Consider the following 21,023-nt stretch of genomic DNA (forward strand, 5'->3'; position numbering starts at 1 on the left):
CGATGCTCACCCTCTGCCTGGACATCGGCGGCACCAAGATCGCCGCCGGCCTTGCCGATCCCGATGGCACGCTGGTGCACACCGTCATCCGGCCCACGCCGGGCGGCGGTGGGGCGGAGGAGGTCTGGGCCGCGGTCGACGCGGCCATCGCCGACGCGCTGCGCGCGGCCGACGGTGCGGTCGCCGCCGTGGGCATCGGTTCCGCCGGCCCCATCGACCTGCGCGGCGGAACCGTCAGCCCCATCAACATCAAGGGCTGGCAAGGGTTTCCGCTGCGCGACAGGGTGGCCGCCGCCGTGCCGGGTGTGCCCGTGCGGCTCGGCGGTGACGGCTTGTGCATGGCGCTGGGTGAGCACTGGCGCGGCGCGGGTCGCGGCGCCGATTTCCTGCTGGGCATGGTGGTGTCCACCGGTGTGGGTGGCGGATTGGTGCTCGGCGGCGTCCCCTACACCGGCCGCACCGGCAATGCCGGCCACGTCGGGCACGTGGTGGTGGAGGACGAGGGGCCGCCCTGCGTGTGCGGCGGGCGCGGCTGCGTCGAGACCATCGCGTCCGGACCGTCGATGGTGCGGTGGGCGCGGGCCAACGGTTGGTCCGCGCCGCCCGCCGCGGGCGCCCGGGACCTGGCCGCCGCGGCGGCGGCCGGTGAGCCCGTCGCCGACCGGGCGTTCCGCCGGGGAGCCACCGCGCTCGCGGCGATGATCGCCTCGGTCGGCGCGGTCTGCGACCTGGACCTCGTCGTCATCGGGGGAGGCGTCGCGAACTCCGGCCGCCTGCTCTTCGACCCCTTGCGGGCGAAGCTGACCGAGTACGCCAGGCTGGACTTCCTGGCCGGGCTGCGGGTGGTGCCCGCCGAACTCGGCGGCGAGGCCGGACTGGTCGGCGCCGCCCGGCTGGCGGCCCTCGACTGACCGCCCGGTCACCTGGACGCCGCCGTTTTGGCTGACGGGGGCGGTCAGGCTATCCTGATGGCCGATCCACCGAAGACCGTCGGTCACCGAGAAATCGGTTGAAGGTCCGGGAGCATCCCGGCGGCCCACGCAGGAGGACGAGGCAACAACGCCGGCACCCGCCGGCGTCTTTCACGCCCCGGCCGCTTCCTGCGCCGGGGCGTTCGTCGTTCTAAAGGTGAATCACAGACGACACGTCGCATCGCTTTCACTTCAGGAGGTACGCATGGCCCGGGCTGACAAAGCCACCGCCGTTGCAGACATCGCCGAGCAGTTCAGGGAGGCGACCGCGACCCTGATCACCGAGTACCGCGGTTTGACCGTGGCCAACCTGGCCGACCTGCGCCGGTCGCTGAGCGGATCCGCCACCTACTCGGTGGCCAAGAACACGCTGATCAAGCGGGCGGCGTCGGAAGCCGGCGTCGAAGGTCTCGACGAACTGTTCGCCGGACCCACCGCCATCGCGTTCGTCACCGGGGAACCGGTCGACGCGGCCAAGGCGATCAAGACCTTCGCCAAGGACAACAAGGCGCTGGTCATCAAGGGCGGCTACATGGACGGCCGCGCGTTGACCGTCGCCGAGGTCGAGCGCATCGCCGACCTGGAGTCGCGCGAGGTGCTGCTGGCCAAGCTGGCCGGCGCGATGAAGGGCAACCTCGCCAAGGCCGCCGGCCTGTTCAACGCGCCCGCCTCGCAGGTTGCCCGCCTCGCGGCCGCGCTGCAGGAAAAGAAGGCCGCAGAAGCCCCCGCGGCGCCTGCAGCGGCCGCCCCAGAACCAGCTTCGGAAGCACCCACTGAGGCTCCGGAAACCCCGGCCGAAGCCGAATAACCCCAACCGCAAATCAGGAAGGACCCAAACACCATGGCGAAAATGTCTACCGACGACCTGCTCGACGCCTTCAAGGAAATGACCCTGTTGGAGCTCTCCGACTTCGTCAAGAAGTTCGAGGAGACCTTCGAGGTCACCGCGGCCGCTCCGGTCGCCGTCGCCGCGGCCGGCCCGGCCGCCGGTGGCGCCCCCGCCGAGGCCGCCGAGGAGCAGTCCGAGTTCGACGTCATCCTCGAGGCCGCCGGCGACAAGAAGATCGGCGTCATCAAGGTGGTCCGCGAGATCGTGTCCGGCCTGGGCCTCAAGGAGGCCAAGGACCTGGTCGACGGCGCGCCCAAGCCGCTGCTCGAGAAGGTCGCCAAGGAGGCCGCCGAGGAGGCCAAGACCAAGCTCGAGGCCGCCGGCGCCACCGTCACCGTCAAGTAGCTCCACTCGCAAAACCCCCGGGACCGCCCTGCGGCGCTCCCGGGGGTTTTCGTGTGCTCAGCCTGCCGACCGCAGGGACTGCGCCACCCGTTCTGGTGAATCGCCCAGCGCCACAAACAGTTTCAACGTCATTGATTTCATCACCGGCGCGACGGCGGCGCCGTCGTCGCCGTAGAAGCCGGCCAATTCGAGCATGACGAACCCGTGAAGAAACGCCCAGAACTGGGCGGCTGTGGAAACGACGGTCGCGTCGTCGGCTGCGGAACCAACGGTGATTCGCCCCGCCCGCGCGGACCGCTGCACCGCGCGAACCACATGCGCGAAGCTGGGAATATACCGCTCGATCTCGGCGACCGTGAGGGCCAAGACGTTGCCCGCCGGGGCATGAATGCCGTGAGCGCTGGTACTGCCGAACATCAGGCGATACATGTGCGGTCGCTCGATCGCATAGCGCCGGTACGCGGCACCGAGGGCGAACACATCGGCGACCGGGTCAGCGGTCTCCGGCACCATCAGCGCGGCGTCGAACTGCCGATAACCCTCCGCGGCCACCTCGGCGATCAGGCCCCGCATCCCGCCGAAATGCGTGTACACCGCCATCGTCGACTTTCCGGCCGCGCCGGCGACCTTGCGGGTCTGCAGCGCGTCGGGCCCATGCTCGTTGAGCAGGTCGACGGCCGCGGACAGCATCTCGTCACGGACACTGCGTTGCCCGGCCGGCGTGGTGCCCGAAGTCGCTTCTGAAGTCATCGTTGCCATCTTCCCATCCGCGGCGTAGCGTGCCTATAACAACGTCATATCAATGTTATAGGAGCTCAGCGATGACGTCCGCGCAAATCGCCGAAACCCGGAATCCCTATCTGGAGGGCCTGCTGGCGCCGGTGCGCGTCGAAGTGACCGCCACCGACCTGCCCGTCACCGGTCGCATCCCCGAGCACCTCGACGGACGCTATCTGCGCAACGGGCCCAATCCGGCCGAGGAGGTCGACCCCGCCACCTATCACTGGTTCAGCGGCGACGGGATGGTGCACGGCGTCGCGCTGCGCGACGGCAAAGCCCAGTGGTACCGCAACCGCTGGGTACGCAGCCTGTCGGTGTGCGCCGCCCTGGGCGAGCCGACGCCGGGCCGGCTCGACCCGCGGGCGGGGATGCTCTCGCTGGGCGCCAACACCAACGTCCTGGCCCACGCCGGTCGCACCCTGGCGCTGGTCGAGGGCGGTGTGGCCAACTACGAGCTGACCGACGAGCTGGACACCATCGGGACTTGCGACTTCGACGGCACCCTGGCCGGCGGCTACACCGCCCACCCGCACCGCGACCCGCGCACCGGCGAATTGCACGCCGTCTCTTACTCGTTCGCCCGCGGGCGGACCGTGCAGTACTCGGTGATCGACACCCAGGGGCGCGCGCGCCGCAGGGTGGACATCGAGGTGTCGGGGTCGCCGATGATGCACGACTTCTCGCTGACCGACAAGTACGTCGTCATCTACGACCTGCCGGTGACGTTCGACCCGATGCAGGTGCTGCCGGTGACCATGCCCCGCTGGCTCGGCCTGCCGGCCCGGCTGGTGATGCAGTCGCTGATCGGGCGCGTGCGGGTGCCGACCCCGCTCAACGCGATGATGAACCGAAACCCGAAGCACTCCGACCGGATGCCGTACGCCTGGGACCCCGACTACCCGGCGCGCATCGGGGTCATGCCGCGCGAAGGCGGAAACTCCGATATCCGCTGGTTCGACGTCGAACCCTGCTACGTCTACCACCCACTCAACGCCTACTCCGAGATGCGGGATGGGACCGAGGTTTTGGTGCTCGACGTGGTGCGGTACGCGCGGATGTTCGACCGCGACCGGCGCGGGCCCGGCGAAGCCCCGCCCACCCTCGAGCGCTGGACCATCAACCTCGCGACCGGCGCGGTGAGCACCGAATGCCGTGACGACCGGCCGCAGGAATTCCCGCGGATCAATGAGACGCTGCTGGGCCGGGAACACCGCTTCGGCTACACCGTCGGCGCGTCCTTCCAGGGCGCCGCGCCCGCGCTGTACAAGCACGACTACGCCACCGGGGGCAGCGTTGTTGCGCCGCTCGATGCGGACCTTTTGCTCGGCGAGATGTCCTTTGTGCCCAACCCCGGCGCCTCCCCAAAAGAACGAGCAGAGGACGACGGCATTCTGCTGGGCTACGGCTATCACCGCGGCCGCGACGAAGGCCAGTTGGTGTTGCTGGACGCCGCGACGCTCGAGCCGGTGGCCACCGTGCACCTGCCGCAGCGGGTGCCGATGGGCTTCCACGGCAACTGGGCGCCCACTGGCTAACGTGAGTTGAATAGGACGCCCTTCGCCGAGCGCGGCAGGATCTCAGGTCAGCCAATTTTTGCCGGCTGTGCCGCGCAACCCTGATGCCGTGCAGCAAGCGTGCGCTACAGTGACTCATGCCACATAAAAGGGCAGGTGGCGGGCATATGCGTCGACGGAAGGATCTCCCATGGGTGTCGCTATTGAGGTGAACGGCCTCACCAAGTCCTTCGGGTCGTCGAGGATTTGGGAAGACGTGACGCTGGAGATCCCTGCCGGGGAGGTCAGCGTCCTGCTGGGCCCGTCGGGTACCGGCAAATCGGTGTTCCTGAAGTCCCTGATCGGTCTGCTGCGACCGGAGCGCGGCTCGGTCGTCATCGACGGCACCGACATCCTGCAGTGCTCGGCCAAGGAGCTCTACGAGATCCGCACGCTGTTCGGCGTGATGTTCCAGGACGGCGCGCTGTTCGGTTCGATGAACCTGTTCGACAACGCGGCCTTCCCGCTGCGCGAGCACACCAAGAAGAAGGAAGGCGAGATCCGTGACATCGTCATGGAGAAGCTGACCATGGTGGGTCTGGGTGGCGACGAGAAGAAGTTCCCCGGCGAGATCTCCGGCGGTATGCGCAAGCGCGCCAGCCTGGCCCGCGCCCTGGTGATGGACCCGCAGATCATCCTTTGCGACGAGCCCGACTCGGGTCTGGACCCGGTTCGTACGGCCTACCTGAGCCAGCTGATCCTCGACATCAACGCCCAAATCGACGCCACCGTCCTGATCGTCACGCACAACATCAACATCGCCCGCACCGTGCCGGACAACATGGGCATGCTGTTCCGGCGCAAGCTCGTCATGTTCGGCCCGCGCGAGGTGCTGCTGACCAGTGACGAGCCGGTGGTGCGGCAGTTCCTCAACGGCCGCCGCATCGGGCCGATCGGCATGTCCGAGGAAAAGGACGAGTCGACGATGGCCGAGGAGCAGGCCGCCCTCGAGGCCGGTCAGCACGCCGGCGGTGTCGAGGAGATCGAGGGAGTGCCGCCGCAGATCGTCGCGTCGCCGGGAATGCCGGAGCGCAAGGCCGTCGGCCGGCGCCAGGCGCGGGTGCGCGAGATTCTGCACACCCTGCCGCAGAAGGCACAGGCCGCGATCATCGACGACATGGAGGGCACCCACAAGTACCGCGCGCACGAAGTCGGCGACTAGACGCCCGGTCCGAGCTTCGCGATAACATCGCGTAACTCGGCGGCCCGCCCTCTTGACGACGGGCCGTAAACCGGCCAGTCTGTTGGGCAGCATGTATCCAGTGGAAAGTCGAGATGCCAGCCAGCGCCGATGTCCCTGGATCGCTTGTGCTGGACAGTTGAGGAATGCGCCGCCCTGCGCTATTGTTGGACGTTGCGCTGGCTACCTCCTGCCCACCTCACCCGCCACTTGACAATGTGGTCTAAGCCTGAGCCCCCTCTGGCGGCTTAGTTCTTTAGTTGTGCGCGTGAGATTGGGACAGATTGTTCGCCGGCCAAACCGACACAATTCGCGGCGAACGCAACCGGTGGTCCCGGTTCTCGTGAGTCGCACGAGGTGCTGGAAGGATGCATCTTGGCTGATTCCCGCCAGAGCAAAACGGATCGCCCACAAAGTTCCTCTAATGGAAGTTCCTTAAACGGCTCCGTACCCGGAGCGCCCAACCGAGTTTCCTTCGCCAAGCTCCGCGAACCGCTCGAGGTTCCCGGCCTGCTCGACGTGCAGATCGACTCCTTCGAGTGGTTGATCGGCGCACCCCGTTGGCGCGAGGCCGCGGCCGCCCGCGGCGACGTCAAGCCGGTGGGTGGTCTCGAGGAGGTGCTCGACGAGCTCTCCCCGATCGAGGATTTCTCCGGCTCGATGTCGCTGTCGTTCTCCGACCCCCGCTTCGACGAGGTCAAGGCGCCGGTCGACGAGTGCAAAGACAAGGACATGACGTACGCGGCCCCGCTGTTCGTCACGGCCGAGTTCATCAACAACAACACCGGCGAGATCAAGAGCCAGACGGTGTTCATGGGCGACTTCCCGATGATGACCGAGAAGGGCACCTTCATCATCAACGGGACCGAGCGCGTGGTCGTCAGCCAGCTGGTGCGCTCGCCCGGCGTGTACTTCGACGAGAGCATCGACAAGTCCACCGAGAAGCTGCTGCACAGCGTCAAGGTGATCCCCAGCCGCGGCGCGTGGCTGGAGTTCGACGTCGACAAGCGCGACACCGTCGGCGTGCGCATCGACCGCAAGCGCCGCCAGCCCGTCACCGTGCTGCTCAAGGCGCTCGGCTGGACCAACGAGCGGATCCACGAGCGGTTCGGCTTCTCCGAGATCATGATGGGCACGCTGGAGAAGGACAACACCGCCGGCACCGACGAGGCGCTGCTGGACATCTACCGCAAGCTGCGTCCGGGCGAACCGCCGACCAAGGAGTCCGCGCAGACGCTGCTGGAGAACCTGTTCTTCAAGGAGAAGCGCTACGACCTGGCGCGTGTCGGCCGCTACAAGGTCAACAAGAAGCTGGGCCTGCACGCCGGTGAGCCGATCACGTCGTCGACGCTGACCGAGGAAGACGTCGTCGCGACCATCGAGTACCTGGTGCGCCTGCACGAGGGTCAGGCCACGATGACCGTCCCGGGCGGCATCGAGGTACCGGTGGAAACCGACGACATCGACCACTTCGGCAATCGCCGGCTGCGTACCGTCGGCGAGTTGATCCAGAACCAGATCCGGGTCGGCATGTCCCGGATGGAGCGGGTCGTCCGCGAGCGGATGACCACCCAGGACGTCGAGGCGATCACGCCGCAGACGCTGATCAACATCCGGCCGGTGGTCGCCGCCATCAAGGAGTTCTTCGGCACCAGCCAGCTCTCCCAGTTCATGGACCAGAACAACCCGCTGTCGGGTCTTACCCACAAGCGCCGCCTGTCGGCGCTGGGCCCGGGTGGTCTGTCCCGTGAGCGGGCCGGCCTGGAGGTCCGCGACGTGCACCCGTCGCACTACGGCCGGATGTGCCCGATCGAGACCCCGGAGGGTCCCAACATCGGCCTGATCGGCTCGCTGTCGGTGTACGCGCGGGTCAACCCGTTCGGCTTCATCGAGACGCCGTACCGCAAGGTGGTCGACGGTGTGGTCACCGACGAGATCCACTACCTGACCGCCGACGAGGAGGACCGCCACGTCGTGGCGCAGGCCAACTCGCCGATCGACGACAGCGGCCGGTTCGAAGAGTCGCGCGTCCTGGTTCGCCGCAAGGCGGGCGAGGTCGAGTACGTGCCGTCGTCCGAGGTGGACTACATGGACGTCTCGCCGCGCCAGATGGTGTCGGTGGCCACGGCCATGATTCCGTTCCTCGAGCACGACGACGCCAACCGTGCCCTGATGGGCGCCAACATGCAGCGCCAGGCGGTTCCGCTGGTGCGCAGCGAGGCGCCGCTGGTGGGCACCGGCATGGAGCTGCGCGCCGCGATCGACGCCGGCGACGTCGTCGTCGCGGACAAGGCCGGGGTGATCGAGGAGGTCTCCGCGGACTACATCACCGTGATGGCCGACGACGGCACCCGGCACACCTACCGGATGCGCAAGTTCGAGCGCTCCAACCACGGCACGTGCGCCAACCAGTCGCCGATCGTGGACGCCGGGGACCGGGTCGAGGCCGGCCAGGTCATCGCCGACGGTCCGTGCACCGAGAACGGTGAGATGGCGCTGGGCAAGAACCTGCTCGTGGCGATCATGCCGTGGGAGGGCCACAACTACGAGGACGCGATCATCCTCTCCAACCGCCTGGTCGAAGAGGACGTGCTCACCTCGATCCACATCGAGGAGCACGAGATCGACGCCCGCGACACCAAGCTGGGCGCCGAGGAGATCACCCGGGACATCCCGAACGTCTCCGACGAGGTGCTGGCTGACCTCGACGAGCGCGGCATCGTCCGCATCGGCGCCGAGGTCCGCGACGGCGACATCCTGGTCGGCAAGGTCACCCCGAAGGGGGAGACCGAGCTGACCCCGGAGGAGCGGCTGCTGCGGGCGATCTTCGGTGAGAAGGCCCGTGAGGTCCGCGACACCTCGCTGAAGGTGCCACACGGCGAGTCCGGCAAGGTCATCGGCATCCGGGTGTTCTCCCGCGAGGACGACGACGAGCTGCCCGCCGGTGTCAACGAGCTGGTGCGCGTCTACGTGGCCCAGAAGCGGAAGATCTCCGACGGCGACAAGCTCGCCGGCCGGCACGGCAACAAGGGCGTGATCGGCAAGATCCTGCCCGTCGAGGACATGCCGTTCCTGCCGGACGGCACGCCGGTGGACATCATCCTGAACACCCACGGTGTGCCGCGACGTATGAACATCGGCCAGATCCTGGAGACCCACCTCGGGTGGGTGGCCAAGTCCGGCTGGAACATCGAGGGTTCGCCCGACTGGGCGGCCAACCTGCCCAAGGCACTGCAGAGCGCGGAGCCCAACGCGATCGTCTCGACGCCGGTGTTCGACGGCGCCCGGGAGGCGGAGCTGCAGGGGCTGCTGTCCTGCACGCTGCCCAACCGGGACAACGAGGTGATGGTGAACGGCGACGGCAAGGCGGTGCTCTTCGACGGCCGCAGTGGTGAACCGTTCCCATACCCGGTGACGGTCGGCTTCATGTACATCATGAAGCTGCACCACCTGGTGGACGACAAGATCCACGCCCGCTCCACCGGTCCGTACTCGATGATCACCCAGCAGCCGCTGGGTGGTAAGGCGCAGTTCGGTGGCCAGCGGTTCGGTGAGATGGAGTGCTGGGCCATGCAGGCCTACGGCGCCGCGTACACGCTGCAGGAGCTGTTGACCATCAAGTCCGACGACACCGTCGGCCGGGTCAAGGTGTACGAGGCGATCGTCAAGGGCGAGAACATCCCCGAGCCGGGCATCCCGGAGTCGTTCAAGGTGCTGCTCAAGGAGCTGCAGTCGCTGTGTCTGAACGTCGAGGTGCTCTCGTCGGACGGCGCGGCGATCGAATTGCGCGAAGGCGAGGACGAGGACCTCGAGCGGGCTGCGGCCAACTTGGGAATCAACCTGTCCCGCAACGAATCCGCGTCCGTTGAGGACCTGGCTTAATCACTTTTAGTTACTAAACCCGCAAGGGGAAAGGAAGTTACGTGCTCGACGTCAACTTCTTCGATGAACTCCGTATCGGCCTGGCCACCGCGGAGGACATCAGGCAATGGTCTTACGGCGAGGTCAAGAAGCCGGAGACGATCAACTACCGCACGCTGAAGCCTGAGAAGGACGGCCTGTTCTGCGAGAAGATCTTCGGACCGACTCGCGACTGGGAGTGCTACTGCGGCAAGTACAAGCGCGTCCGCTTCAAGGGCATCATCTGTGAGCGCTGCGGCGTCGAGGTGACCCGCGCCAAGGTCCGCCGCGAGCGGATGGGCCACATCGAGCTTGCCGCGCCCGTCACGCACATCTGGTACTTCAAGGGTGTGCCGAGCCGGCTCGGTTACCTGCTCGACCTGGCCCCGAAGGATCTCGAGAAGATCATCTACTTCGCGGCGTACGTGATCACGTCGGTCGACGACGAGATGCGGCACAACGAGCTGTCCACGCTCGAGGCCGAAATGATGGTGGAGCGCAAGGCCGTTGAGGACCAGCGCGATGCCGACCTGGAGGCCCGCGCGCAGAAGCTCGAGGCCGACCTGGCCGAGCTGGAGGCCGAGGGCGCCAAGGCCGACGCCCGCCGCAAGGTGCGCGACGGCGGCGAGCGGGAGATGCGCCAGCTCCGTGACCGGGCCCAGCGTGAGCTGGACCGGCTGGAGGATATCTGGAGCACCTTCACCAAGCTGGCCCCCAAGCAGCTGATCGTCGACGAGAACCTCTACCGCGAGCTCGTCGACCGCTATGGCGAGTACTTCACCGGCGCCATGGGCGCGGAGTCGATCCAGAAGCTCATCGAGAACTTCGACATCGACGCCGAGGCCGACATCCTGCGTGACGTCATCCGAAACGGCAAGGGGCAGAAGAAGCTTCGCGCCCTCAAGCGGCTGAAGGTGGTCGCCGCCTTCCAGCAGTCGGGCAACTCGCCGATGGGCATGGTGCTCGACGCGGTGCCGGTCATCCCGCCGGAGCTGCGTCCGATGGTGCAGCTCGACGGTGGCCGGTTCGCCACGTCCGACCTGAATGACCTGTACCGCCGCGTGATCAACCGCAACAACCGCCTCAAGAGGCTGATCGACCTCGGTGCGCCCGAGATCATCGTCAACAACGAGAAGCGGATGCTGCAGGAGTCCGTCGACGCGCTGTTCGACAACGGCCGTCGTGGTCGTCCCGTCACCGGGCCGGGCAACCGTCCGCTCAAGTCCCTGTCGGATCTGCTGAAGGGCAAGCAGGGCCGGTTCCGCCAGAACCTGCTCGGTAAGCGTGTCGACTACTCGGGCCGTTCGGTCATCGTGGTCGGCCCGCAGCTCAAGCTGCACCAGTGTGGCCTGCCCAAGCTGATGGCGCTGGAGCTGTTCAAGCCGTTCGTGATGAAGCGGCTTGTCGACCTCAACCACGCGCAGAACATCAAGAGCGCCAAGCGCATGGTGGAGCGGCAGCGTCCCCAGGTGTGGGACGTCCTCGAAGAGGTCATCGCCGAGCACCCGGTGCTGCTGAACCGCGCACCCACCCTGCACCGGCTGGGCATCCAGGCCTTTGAGCCGATGCTGGTGGAAGGCAAGGCGATTCAGCTGCACCCGTTGGTGTGTGAGGCGTTCAACGCCGACTTCGACGGCGACCAGATGGCGGTGCATCTGCCGCTGAGCGCGGAGGCCCAGGCCGAGGCGCGCATCCTGATGCTGTCGAGTAACAACATCCTGTCGCCCGCGTCCGGACGTCCCCTGGCCATGCCGCGTCTGGACATGGTGACCGGGCTGTACTTCCTCACCACCGAGGTGGACGGCGACAAGGGCGGATTCCGTGCGGCCGCCAAGGATCAGCCGGAGGTCGGCGTGTACTCCTCGCCGGCCGAGGCGATCATGGCCGCCGACCGCGGCGTGCTGTCGGTGCGGGCCAAGATCAAGGTGCGACTGACGCAGCTGCGTCCGCCCGCCGAGATCGAGGCCGAGCTGTTCGGTGCCAACGGCTGGCAGCCGGGCGATGCCTGGATGGCCGAGACCACGCTGGGCCGGGTGCTGTTCAACGAGCTGCTGCCGGTGGGCTACGCGTTCGTGAACAAGCAGATGCACAAGAAGGTGCAGGCCGCCATCATCAACGACCTGGCCGAGCGCTACCCGATGATCGTGGTCGCGCAGACCGTCGACAAGCTCAAGGACGCCGGCTTCTACTGGGCGACCCGCAGCGGTGTCACCGTGTCGATGGCCGACGTGCTGGTTCCGCCCCGCAAAAAGGAGATCCTCGACCAGTACGAGGAGCGGGCCGAGAAGGTCGAAAAGCAGTTCCAGCGCGGCGCTTTGAACCACGACGAGCGCAACGAGGCACTGGTGGAGATCTGGAAGGAAGCCACCGACGAGGTCGGTCAGGCGCTGCGGGAGCACTACCCGGCCGACAACCCGATCATCACGATCGTCGACTCGGGTGCCACGGGTAACTTCACCCAGACCCGAACGCTGGCCGGCATGAAGGGCTTGGTGACCAACCCGAAGGGTGAGTTCATCCCGCGTCCGGTCAAGTCCTCGTTCCGTGAGGGCCTGACCGTGCTGGAGTACTTCATCAACACGCACGGCGCTCGAAAGGGCCTGGCGGACACCGCGTTGCGTACCGCCGACTCGGGTTACCTGACCCGTCGTCTGGTGGACGTCAGCCAGGACGTCATTGTCCGCGAGCACGACTGCGAGACCGAGCGCGGCATCCTCGTCGAGCTGGCCGAGCGTCAGCCCGACGGCACCCTGATCCGCGACCCGTACATCGAAACATCGGCGTACGCACGGACTCTGGGCGCCGACGCGGTCGACGAGGCCGGCAACGTCGTCGTGCGCCGCGGTGAGGACCTGGGTGACCCGGAGATCGACGCCCTGCTGGCGGCCGGCATCACGCAGGTCAAGGTGCGCTCGGTGCTGACCTGTACCACCGGCACCGGCGTGTGCGCGACCTGCTACGGGCGGTCCATGGCCACCGGAAAACTGGTCGACATCGGCGAGGCCGTCGGTATCGTCGCCGCCCAGTCCATCGGTGAGCCCGGCACGCAGCTGACCATGCGTACCTTCCACCAGGGTGGTGTCGGTGAGGACATCACCGGCGGTCTGCCCCGGGTGCAGGAGCTGTTCGAGGCCCGCGTCCCGCGCGGTAAGGCGCCGATCGCCGACCTCACCGGGCGGATCCGCCTCGAGGAGGGTGAGCGCTTCTACAAGATCACCGTCATTCCCGACGACGGGAGCGAGGAGGTCGTCTACGACAAGCTCTCCAAGCGGCAGCGGTTGCGGGTGTTCAAACACGACGACGGTTCCGAGCGGGTGCTTTCCGACGGCGACCACGTCGAGGTGGGCCAGCAGCTGATGGAGGGCTCGGCCGACCCGCACGAGGTGCTGCGCGTGCAGGGCCCCCGCGAGGTGCAGATCCACCTGGTCCGCGAGGTCCAGGAGGTCTACCGGGCCCAGGGTGTGTCGATCCACGACAAGCACATCGAGGTGATCGTGCGCCAGATGCTGCGCCGCGTCACCATCATCGACTCGGGTGCGACGGAGTTCCTGCCCGGCTCGCTGATCGACCGCGCGGAGTTCGAGGCGGAGAACCGCCGGGTGGTGGCCGAGGGCGGCGAGCCCGCCGCCGGCCGTCCGGTGCTGATGGGTATCACGAAGGCGTCGCTGGCCACCGACTCGTGGCTGAGCGCGGCGTCCTTCCAGGAGACCACGCGCGTGCTGACCGACGCGGCGATCAACTGCCGCAGCGACAAGCTGCAGGGTCTGAAGGAGAACGTGATCATCGGAAAGCTGATCCCGGCCGGAACCGGCATCAACCGGTACCGCAACATCCAGGTGCAGCCGACCGAGGAGGCCCGGGCCGCCGCGTACACGATCCCGTCCTACGAGGATCAGTACTACAGCCCGGACTTCGGCCAGGCCACCGGCGCCGCGGTGCCGCTGGACGATTACGGTTACAGCGACTACCGCTAGTTCGACAAGAAAAGAGCCCCCGCCCGGTGCGGGGGCTCTTTTCTTGTTCGCGAGCAGACACAAAATCGCATGAATCTGGCTGCGCTGGTGCGAGTGTCTGCTCGTCAGTCGAAGCGGTCAACGGCGATGAGTTCGGCCAGCGGTCCAGGTCTACCTTCTGACTGTCGAAGACCTCAGGAGGAACGCGTGGCCCAATTGCTCAGAGTCCAGAATTTCATGTTGTCGCGCGATGGGTTCGGCGCCGGGCTCAACCAGTGTTTCGAGCGCCCCTTCGGCGACGCCGACCAAGGTGCCCTGTTCGCCTGGGTCGGCGCGACCGCGAGTTGGGTGGGCCGCAGCGAGCCCGGCGGTAGTCGCGGCCTCGACGACTACTTCACCCGCGACTTCACCAACAACATCGGCGCGGAGATCATGGGCCGCAACAAGTTCAGCCCGTACCGCGGCCGGTGGCAGGACCATCCCGACTGGCAGGGGTGGTGGGGTGACGAGCCGCCGTTCCACACCCCAGTGTTCGTCATGACGCACTACGACCGTCCGCCGTTGGCGCTGTCGGACACGACGTTCCACTTCGTCTCCGGAGATCCGATGAGCGTCCTGGATCAGGCGAAGCTGGCCGCCGGCGGCAAGGACGTCCGGCTCGGAGGTGGCGCGAGCACCGTGCGCCGATTTCTCGACGCGGGCCTCGTCGACGCTCTTCACGTTGCGGTCGCGGAGGTGGAGATCGGCGCCGGATCGCGGCTCTGGGAGTCCCCCGAAGAGCTCGAGGACAGGTTCCACCACGAGGTGGTGCCCAGCGCCAGTGGGGTCACGCATCACTTGTTCTGGCGGCGATGACGGCCGCTCGCCAACTACACTGGCCGCGTGCTCATCGGTTCACACGTCCACAACGACGACCCGCTGGCCGCCGCGCAGGCGGATGGCGCCGACGCGGTGCAGTTCTTCCTGGGCAACCCGCAGAGCTGGAAGAAGCCCAAGCCGCGCGACGACGCCGAGGTGCTCAAGGCGTCCACCATCCCGCTGTACGTCCACGCGCCGTACCTGATCAACGTGGCATCGGCCAACAACCGCATCCGCATCCCGTCGCGCAAGATCCTGCAGGACACCTGCGACGCCGCCTCGGAGATCAACGCGACGGCCGTGATCGTGCACGGCGGCCATGCCGACGACGACGACATGGAGGCCGGCTTCGAACGCTGGGTCAAGGCGCTGGACTACCTGGAAACAGACGTGCAGGTGTACCTGGAGAACACCGCCGGCGGCGACCATGCGATGGCCCGCCACTTCGACACCATCGGCAGGTTGTGGGATCGCATCGGCGACAAGGGCGTTGGATTCTGCCTGGACACCTGCCACGCGTGGGCCGCGGGTGAGGAGCTTATCGACGCGGTCGACAGGATCAAGGCCCTGACCGGACGCATCGACCTGGTGCACTGCAACGACTCGCGCGACGCCGCCGGCTCGGGTGCCGACCGGCACGCCAACTTCGGCACCGGCCAGATCGATCCCGAGCTGCTCGCCGCGGTCGTCAGGGCGGCCGACGCGCCCGTCATCTGCGAGACGGCAGACGAGGGCCGCAAGGACGACATCGCGTTCCTGCGGGAAAAGACCAGCGGCTGAGTTACGGCCTGTGCTCGGTCGGCTCGCGGCGCTTCTCGGGGTAGTCCTTCTGGCTGTGGGTTGTTCGCCGCTGAAACCTGAGCCGCCCTCGGGCTTCGTCACCGGCACCAGCTTGCACCACATCAATGTGGGCGGACACGATCGCAGCTATCGGCTCTACGAGCCCCCGGGAGCATCGGCTTCGGCGCCGCTCGTCGTGGTGCTGCACGGCTATTCCGGGAGCGGGAGGCAAGTCGAAGGGGATTACGGCTGGGACGCATTGGCCGATTCGGCCAAGTTCGTCGTCGTCTACCCGGATGGGCTAGACCGGGCCTGGAACGTCGACGGGGAGGGCTGCTGCGGCCGGCCGGGCCGGGAGGGTGTCGACGACGTCGCCTTCGTCAGCGCGGCCGTCGCCGACATCGCCAAGCACGTCAGCACCGACCCCGCCCGCATCTACGTCAGCGGCATGAGCAACGGCGGCATCATGGCCTACACGCTGGCTTGCGCCACCGATATCTTCGCCGCGATCGGTCCGGTGGCCGGCACGCAGCTGAACCGCTGCCCCAACCCGCGTCCGATGTCGGTCATGCACATCCACGGCACCGCGGATCGGCTGGTGCCCTACGGCGGCGGGCAGGGGTTCAGCGTCATCAACGGACCCTCGGTACCGGACGTGAATGCGTTCTGGCGCAACGTCGATCAGTGCGCCGCCCCGGCCACCACGACGAATGGCCCCCTCACCACGTCGACGGCGGGATGCGCGGGCAGTCGCGGTGTCACGCTGATCACGATCGAGGCGGGCGGCCACGAGTGGCCCCCGTTCGCCGCGCGTACGCTGTGGGAATTCTTCGCCGCGCACCCAAGGTAACGCCCTATTACACCTCTTGTGCGGCTGTCGGAAAAATGTAACATGAGTGTCATGTCGGATACGCATGTCGTCACCAATCAGGTCCCTCCGCTGGAGAACTACAACCCCGCGACGTCCGCGGTGCTCGTCGAGGCCCTGATCCGCGAGGGCGGGGAATGGGGCTCAGAAGAGGTGAACGAGGTGGGCGCGATCGCGGGTGGCCGCGAAGCGCAGCGGTGGGGCGAGCTCGCCGACCGCAACCGGCCCATCCTGCACACCCACGACAAGTACGGCCACCGGGTCGACGAGGTCGAGTACGACCCGGCCTACCACGAGCTGATGCGCACGGCGATCGCCACCGGCATCCACGCCGCACCGTGGGCCGACGACCGCCCGGGCGCGCACGTGGTGCGCGCGGCGAAGATGTCGGTCTGGAACGTCGAGCCCGGCCACACCTGCCCGATCTCGATGACCTACGCCGTCGTTCCCGCGCTGCGCTACAACCCGGAGCTCGCGGCGGTCTACGAGCCCCTGCTGACCAGTCGTGACTACGATCCCGAACTCAAGCTGGCCACCACCAAGCGCGGCATCACCGCCGGCATGTCGATGACCGAGAAGCAGGGCGGATCCGACGTGCGCGCCGGCACCACGCAGGCGACCCCGAACGGCGATGGCAGCTACAGCCTGACCGGCCACAAGTGGTTCACCTCGGCGCCGATGTGCGACATCTTTCTTGTCCTCGCGCAGGCCCCGGGCGGGCTGTCGTGCTTCCTGCTGCCGCGGGTGCTGCCCGACGGCACCCGCAACCGAATGTTCCTGCAGCGGCTGAAGGACAAGCTCGGCAACCACGCCAACGCGTCGAGTGAAGTCGAATACTCTCGTGCGACCGCGTGGCTGGTGGGCGAGGAGGGCCGCGGCGTACGCACCATCATCGAGATGGTCAACCTGACCCGGCTGGACTGCACCCTGGGCAGCGCCACCAGCATGCGCACCGGATTGACCCGCGCCATCCACCACGCCCAGCACCGAAAGGCGTTCGGCGCCTACCTGATCGACCAGCCGCTGATGCGCAACGTGCTGGCCGACCTGGCCGTGGAGGCCGAGGCCGCGACCATCGTCGCGATGCGGATGGCCGGCGCCACCGACAAGGCGTTGCGCGGCGACGAGAAGGAGGCGCTGCTGCGCCGCATCGGCCTGGCGGCCAGCAAGTACTGGGTGTGCAAGCGCGCCACCCCGCACGCCGCCGAAGCGCTGGAATGCCTGGGCGGCAACGGCTACGTCGAGGACTCGGGCATGCCGCGGCTGTTCCGCGAGGCGCCGCTGATGGGCATCTGGGAGGGCTCGGGCAACGTCAGCGCGCTGGACACGTTGCGCGCCATGGCCACTCGGCCCGAATGCGTCGAGGTGCTGTTCACCGAACTGGCCGAAAGCGCCGGCGCGGACCCGCGACTCGGCGGTCATGTCGAGCGCCTGCGGCAGGACCTGTCCGACCTGAACACCATCGCGCACCGGGCCCGCAAGGTGGCCGAGGACATCTGTCTGGCGCTGCAGGGCTCGCTGCTGGTGCGCCACGGCCACCCCGCCGTCGCCGAGGCCTTCCTGACCACCCGGCTCGACCGCCAGTGGGGTGGGGCCTACGGCACCATGCCCGCCGGCCTGGACCTGGCCCCGATCCTCGAGCGTGCCCTGGTCAAGGGCTGAGTCCCAATATGACTCACGCGATCAGGCCGGTCGACTTCGACAACCTGAAGACCATGACCTACGAGGTCACCGACCGGGTTGCCCGGATCACCTTCAACCGGCCGGAGAAGGGCAACGCGATCGTCGCGGACACCCCGCTGGAGCTCTCGGCGCTGGTCGAGCGCGCCGACCTCGACCCCAATGTGCACGTCATCCTGGTGTCCGGCCGCGGCGAGGGGTTCTGCGCGGGCTTCGACCTGAGCGCCTACGCCGACCGCACCGGCTCGGCCGGCGGGACCGGGGCCTATGCGGGCACCGTACTGAGCGGAAAAACCCAGGCGGTCAACCACTTACCCGACCAGCCCTGGGACCCGATGATCGACTACCAGATGATGAGCCGGTTCGTGCGCGGTTTCTCCAGCCTGATGCACGCCGACAAGCCGACGGTGGTCAAGATCCACGGTTACTGCGTGGCCGGGGGCACCGACATCGCGCTGCATGCCGACCAGGTGATCGCCGCCGCCGACGCCAAGATCGGCTACCCGCCCACGCGGGTGTGGGGCGTCCCGGCGGCCGGGCTGTGGGCGCACCGGCTCGGCGACCAGCGCGCCAAGCGCCTGCTGTTCACCGGTGATTGCATCACCGGCGCGCAGGCCGCCGAATGGGGCCTGGCGGTCGAGGCGCCGGACCCGGCGGACCTCGACGAGCGCACCGAACGGCTCGTGCAGCGGATCGCCGCGGTGCCCGTCAACCAGCTGATGATGGTCAAGCTCGCGCTGAATTCGGCTCTGCTGCAACAGGGTGTGGCCACCAGCAGGATGGTCAGCACCGTGTTCGACGGCGTTGCCCGGCACACCCCGGAAGGGCACGCCTTCGTCGCCGACGCCGTGGAGCACGGCTTCCGGGACGCGGTGCGGCATCGCGACGAACCCTTCGGTGACTACGGCCGCCGCGCGTCACAGGTGTAACCCATGCCCACCATGACGGCCCGGTCGGTGGTGCTCAGCGTCCTGCTGGGGGCCCACCCGGCGTGCGCCAGCGCGAGTGAATTGGTCAAGCTCACTGCCGATTTCGGCATCAAAGAGACCACCCTGCGGGTGGCGCTGACCCGCATGGTGGGTGCGGGCGACCTGATCCGCTCCGCCGACGGCTACCGGCTCTCGGATCGCCTGCTGGCCCGCCAGCGGCGGCAGGACGACGCCATCAACCCGCGAGTCCGGCCGTGGCGCGGGGAGTGGATCACGCTGATCGTGACCAGCGTGGGCGGCGACGCACGCACCCGGGCGGCGCTTCGAACCGCCTTGCACGCCAAGCGATTCGGCGAACTGCGCGAAGGCGTCTGGATGCGACCCGACAACCTCGAGCTCGACCTCAACCCCGAGATCGACGCCCGCGTGCGCGTCCTGCGGGCACGCGACGACGATCCCGCCCAGTTGGCCGCCCAGCTGTGGGACCTGCCGGCCTGGGCCCGGGCCGGCAGCCGCATGCTCGACGAGATGGCCACCGCGCCAGACATTCCCGGCCGTTTCGTGGTCGCGGCGGCGACGGTGCGGCACCTGCTCACCGACCCGGTGCTGCCCGACGAACTGCTGCCGGACGACTGGCCCGGCGCACGGCTGCGCGCGGCTTACCACGACTTCGCCACCGAGTTGCTCGAGCGGCGCGAACCACTATTTGCGGAGGCAAAATGAACGATCCGGTGCGTATCGAACGCAACGGCCCGGTGACGACGGTGATCCTGAACCGCCCGGCGGCGCGCAACGCGGTCAACGGCCCCACCGCCGCGGCGCTGTACGCGGCGTTCGACCAATTCGACCGCGACGACACCGCGTCGGTCGCCGTCTTATGGGGGGACGGTGGAACATTCTGCGCCGGGGCCGATTTGAAGGCCTTCGGCACACCGGACGCGAACGCCGTGCACCGGACGGGCCCGGGCCCGATGGGTCCGACGCGGATGGTGTTGTCCAAACCCGTGATCGCCGCGGTGGGCGGCTACGCGGTCGCCGGGGGCCTGGAGTTGGCCCTCTGGTGCGACCTGCGGGTGGCCGAGGAGGACGCCGTGTTCGGGGTGTTCTGCCGCCGGTGGGGGGTGCCGCTGATCGATGGCGGCACCGTGCGGCTGCCGCGGCTGATCGGGCACAGCCGCGCGATGGACATGATTCTCACCGGCCGCGGCGTCAAGGCCGACGAAGCCCTCGCGATGGGGTTGGCCAACCGCGTCGTGCCCAATGGCCAGGCGCGGCAGGCGGCGGAGGAACTGGCCTCGCAACTGGCCGCGCTGCCGCAGCAGTGTCTGCGGTCCGACCGGCTTTCGGCGCTACATCAATGGGGGACAACGGAGCCCGAGGCGCTCGACTTCGAGTTCGCCAGCATCTCCCGCGTCGCCGCCGAGGCGAACGAGGGGGCCGGACGGTTCGCCGCGGGCGCGGGCCGGCACGGGGCATCCGCCGGCTAGCCGGCGCCTCGGGTCGTTCTCTTACGGCGCGAGCCTCACCCTGCCCGGCGGCGTGGGCGGCGTGGGCGGTGACTCCGGACCAGTGCCGCTACCGCCGGGAGGGCCGCCCGGCGCTGGAGCAGCGGGCGCCTCCGGTTGCGGTTCCTGCGCCGGGGGTGGCGGTTGTTGCCGTGGAGACGGCGTCGCGACCGGCGCGGGTGGCGTCAGGATCTGGGCTGTCGGCGGCGGCGGTGGCGGAAGTTGCGGTGGGTCCGGCTGGCCGGTTTCCCCCAAGGGGACCATGCGCACTGTCGATTGGGGCTCCCGAAGGTCGCTCCACGAGCTGGCGGCGATGTACGGATTCGAGGTGCTCCGCAGCGTCGATTCGTTCGATCCGGGCACGGGATTCGCCATGGCCTGAAGGGAAGCAATCTTCGGTTGATCGTTGGGGCAGTAGGCCTCGACCGCGGCGGAGATGAAGCGGGCAATGGTGCGGTTGACGCGGTCGGGAGGGTATTGGCCGCCACCGGAGTTGGCATTGAACGCCCGTTCCTTCATGTCGGCGACCACGCCGTCCACGGGCATTCCGCCATCGAGCTGGCGACAAATTCTGTGGGCTGTGGCGATGAGGCTCGGGACGTTCTCGAGCGCAGGGATTCCTTTCTGGTCGAGCAGCGCCACAAACTGATCGTCGGGGTTGGGGTCGGCCGCCGCTGCGCCGTGGGGCAGCATCGCGACGCCGGTCAGTACCACGATGGCCGTAACCAGTGCGCGGGCGTGGTTAGTGGTACGGGTGAGCATGGCTGGATTCCGTTCTGCTGGCAGAATCATATGCCCCGGATCTGCCCGCGGCACCTCGGCGGCGCGGCGT

At 67.9% G+C, this 21,023-nt stretch carries 16 protein-coding genes; 14 read left to right on the plus strand and 2 right to left on the minus strand.

The window, feature by feature from the left end; genetic code table 11:
* The first annotated feature begins 2 nt into the window (after window positions 1-2).
* The 3 genes from A5781_RS21865 (at window position 3) to rplL (ending at window position 2,205) form a co-directional block, all read left to right on the plus strand.
* The gene (locus A5781_RS21865; RefSeq protein ID WP_067211757.1) at window positions 3-911 is read left to right on the plus strand and encodes an ROK family protein; all 909 of its coding nucleotides are present in this window, start codon (window positions 3-5) and stop codon (window positions 909-911) included.
* 265 nt (window positions 912-1,176) lie between these two features.
* Window positions 1,177-1,779, plus strand: a complete 603-nt coding sequence (gene rplJ / locus A5781_RS21870; RefSeq protein WP_067211760.1) for a 50S ribosomal protein L10 — start codon at window positions 1,177-1,179, stop codon at window positions 1,777-1,779.
* Window positions 1,780-1,812: 33 nt separating this feature from the next.
* A complete protein-coding gene (rplL, locus tag A5781_RS21875; RefSeq protein WP_066951972.1) occupies window positions 1,813-2,205 on the plus strand; it encodes a 50S ribosomal protein L7/L12 in 393 nt (130 codons plus the stop codon).
* A 57-nt stretch (window positions 2,206-2,262) separates the two neighbouring features.
* Here rplL and A5781_RS21880 read toward each other — a convergent pair whose 3' ends face one another.
* Complete coding sequence (locus A5781_RS21880) at window positions 2,263-2,964, minus strand: TetR/AcrR family transcriptional regulator (RefSeq protein ID WP_369817780.1); 702 nt, start codon at window positions 2,962-2,964, stop codon at window positions 2,263-2,265.
* A 62-nt stretch (window positions 2,965-3,026) separates the two neighbouring features.
* Here A5781_RS21880 and A5781_RS21885 point away from each other — a divergent pair, with 62 nt between their 5' ends.
* From A5781_RS21885 to A5781_RS21935, 11 genes are all read left to right on the plus strand, one after another.
* The gene (locus A5781_RS21885) at window positions 3,027-4,520 is read left to right on the plus strand and encodes a carotenoid oxygenase family protein (protein WP_067211763.1); all 1,494 of its coding nucleotides are present in this window, start codon (window positions 3,027-3,029) and stop codon (window positions 4,518-4,520) included.
* 169 nt (window positions 4,521-4,689) lie between these two features.
* Complete coding sequence (locus tag A5781_RS21890; protein WP_046186730.1) at window positions 4,690-5,700, plus strand: ABC transporter ATP-binding protein; 1,011 nt, start codon at window positions 4,690-4,692, stop codon at window positions 5,698-5,700.
* A 393-nt stretch (window positions 5,701-6,093) separates the two neighbouring features.
* Window positions 6,094-9,600 carry a DNA-directed RNA polymerase subunit beta gene (locus A5781_RS21895; RefSeq protein ID WP_156624934.1) on the plus strand — a complete coding sequence of 1,169 codons (3,507 nt, stop codon included), beginning with the start codon at window positions 6,094-6,096 and terminating at the stop codon, window positions 9,598-9,600.
* A 41-nt stretch (window positions 9,601-9,641) separates the two neighbouring features.
* Window positions 9,642-13,592 carry a DNA-directed RNA polymerase subunit beta' gene (locus tag A5781_RS21900; protein ID WP_067211767.1) on the plus strand — a complete coding sequence of 1,317 codons (3,951 nt, stop codon included), beginning with the start codon at window positions 9,642-9,644 and terminating at the stop codon, window positions 13,590-13,592.
* Between the two features lie 186 nt (window positions 13,593-13,778).
* Window positions 13,779-14,426 (plus strand): dihydrofolate reductase family protein, encoded by a 648-nt coding sequence (locus A5781_RS21905; protein ID WP_067211770.1) that lies wholly within the window; start codon window positions 13,779-13,781, stop codon window positions 14,424-14,426.
* Window positions 14,427-14,453: 27 nt separating this feature from the next.
* Complete coding sequence (locus tag A5781_RS21910; protein ID WP_067211772.1) at window positions 14,454-15,209, plus strand: deoxyribonuclease IV; 756 nt, start codon at window positions 14,454-14,456, stop codon at window positions 15,207-15,209.
* Window positions 15,210-15,219: 10 nt separating this feature from the next.
* Complete coding sequence (locus A5781_RS21915) at window positions 15,220-16,059, plus strand: PHB depolymerase family esterase (protein ID WP_067211775.1); 840 nt, start codon at window positions 15,220-15,222, stop codon at window positions 16,057-16,059.
* Window positions 16,060-16,110: 51 nt separating this feature from the next.
* The gene (locus A5781_RS21920; RefSeq protein WP_067211778.1) at window positions 16,111-17,739 is read left to right on the plus strand and encodes an acyl-CoA dehydrogenase family protein; all 1,629 of its coding nucleotides are present in this window, start codon (window positions 16,111-16,113) and stop codon (window positions 17,737-17,739) included.
* Between the two features lie 8 nt (window positions 17,740-17,747).
* Entirely contained in the window at window positions 17,748-18,686 is a 939-nt protein-coding gene (locus tag A5781_RS21925; RefSeq protein ID WP_067211782.1) for a crotonase/enoyl-CoA hydratase family protein, read from the plus strand.
* A gap of 3 nt (window positions 18,687-18,689) precedes the next feature.
* A complete protein-coding gene (locus tag A5781_RS21930; protein ID WP_067211785.1) occupies window positions 18,690-19,409 on the plus strand; it encodes a PaaX family transcriptional regulator C-terminal domain-containing protein in 720 nt (239 codons plus the stop codon).
* Complete coding sequence (locus A5781_RS21935; RefSeq protein WP_067211788.1) at window positions 19,406-20,173, plus strand: crotonase/enoyl-CoA hydratase family protein; 768 nt, start codon at window positions 19,406-19,408, stop codon at window positions 20,171-20,173. Before A5781_RS21930 ends, A5781_RS21935 begins: the two co-directional genes overlap by 4 nt.
* Window positions 20,174-20,194: 21 nt before the next feature.
* On the opposite strand, the gene A5781_RS21940 is transcribed toward A5781_RS21935, so the two are convergent.
* Window positions 20,195-20,953 (minus strand): DUF732 domain-containing protein, encoded by a 759-nt coding sequence (locus A5781_RS21940; protein WP_067211791.1) that lies wholly within the window; start codon window positions 20,951-20,953, stop codon window positions 20,195-20,197.
* Window positions 20,954-21,023 lie beyond the last annotated feature (70 nt).

Origin of the sequence: Mycobacterium sp. 852002-30065_SCH5024008, assembly GCF_001665645.1 — a bacterium.
Lineage (GTDB): Bacteria > Actinomycetota > Actinomycetes > Mycobacteriales > Mycobacteriaceae > Mycobacterium > Mycobacterium paraffinicum.

What these genes read in the sequence shown, in the direction of transcription:
- A5781_RS21865 (WP_067211757.1), top strand. Translation starts at nt 3, where the DNA reads ATGCTCACCCTCTGCCTGGACATCGGCGGCACCAAGATCGCCGCCGGC.
- rplJ (WP_067211760.1), top strand. Translation starts at nt 1,177, where the DNA reads ATGGCCCGGGCTGACAAAGCCACCGCCGTTGCAGACATCGCCGAGCAG.
- rplL (WP_066951972.1), top strand. Translation starts at nt 1,813, where the DNA reads ATGGCGAAAATGTCTACCGACGACCTGCTCGACGCCTTCAAGGAAATG.
- A5781_RS21880 (WP_369817780.1), bottom strand. Translation starts at nt 2,964, where the DNA reads ATGGCAACGATGACTTCAGAAGCGACTTCGGGCACCACGCCGGCCGGG.
- A5781_RS21885 (WP_067211763.1), top strand. Translation starts at nt 3,027, where the DNA reads ATGACGTCCGCGCAAATCGCCGAAACCCGGAATCCCTATCTGGAGGGC.
- A5781_RS21890 (WP_046186730.1), top strand. Translation starts at nt 4,690, where the DNA reads ATGGGTGTCGCTATTGAGGTGAACGGCCTCACCAAGTCCTTCGGGTCG.
- A5781_RS21920 (WP_067211778.1), top strand. Translation starts at nt 16,111, where the DNA reads ATGTCGGATACGCATGTCGTCACCAATCAGGTCCCTCCGCTGGAGAAC.
- A5781_RS21925 (WP_067211782.1), top strand. Translation starts at nt 17,748, where the DNA reads ATGACTCACGCGATCAGGCCGGTCGACTTCGACAACCTGAAGACCATG.
- A5781_RS21930 (WP_067211785.1), top strand. Translation starts at nt 18,690, where the DNA reads ATGCCCACCATGACGGCCCGGTCGGTGGTGCTCAGCGTCCTGCTGGGG.
- A5781_RS21935 (WP_067211788.1), top strand. Translation starts at nt 19,406, where the DNA reads ATGAACGATCCGGTGCGTATCGAACGCAACGGCCCGGTGACGACGGTG.
- A5781_RS21940 (WP_067211791.1), bottom strand. Translation starts at nt 20,953, where the DNA reads ATGCTCACCCGTACCACTAACCACGCCCGCGCACTGGTTACGGCCATC.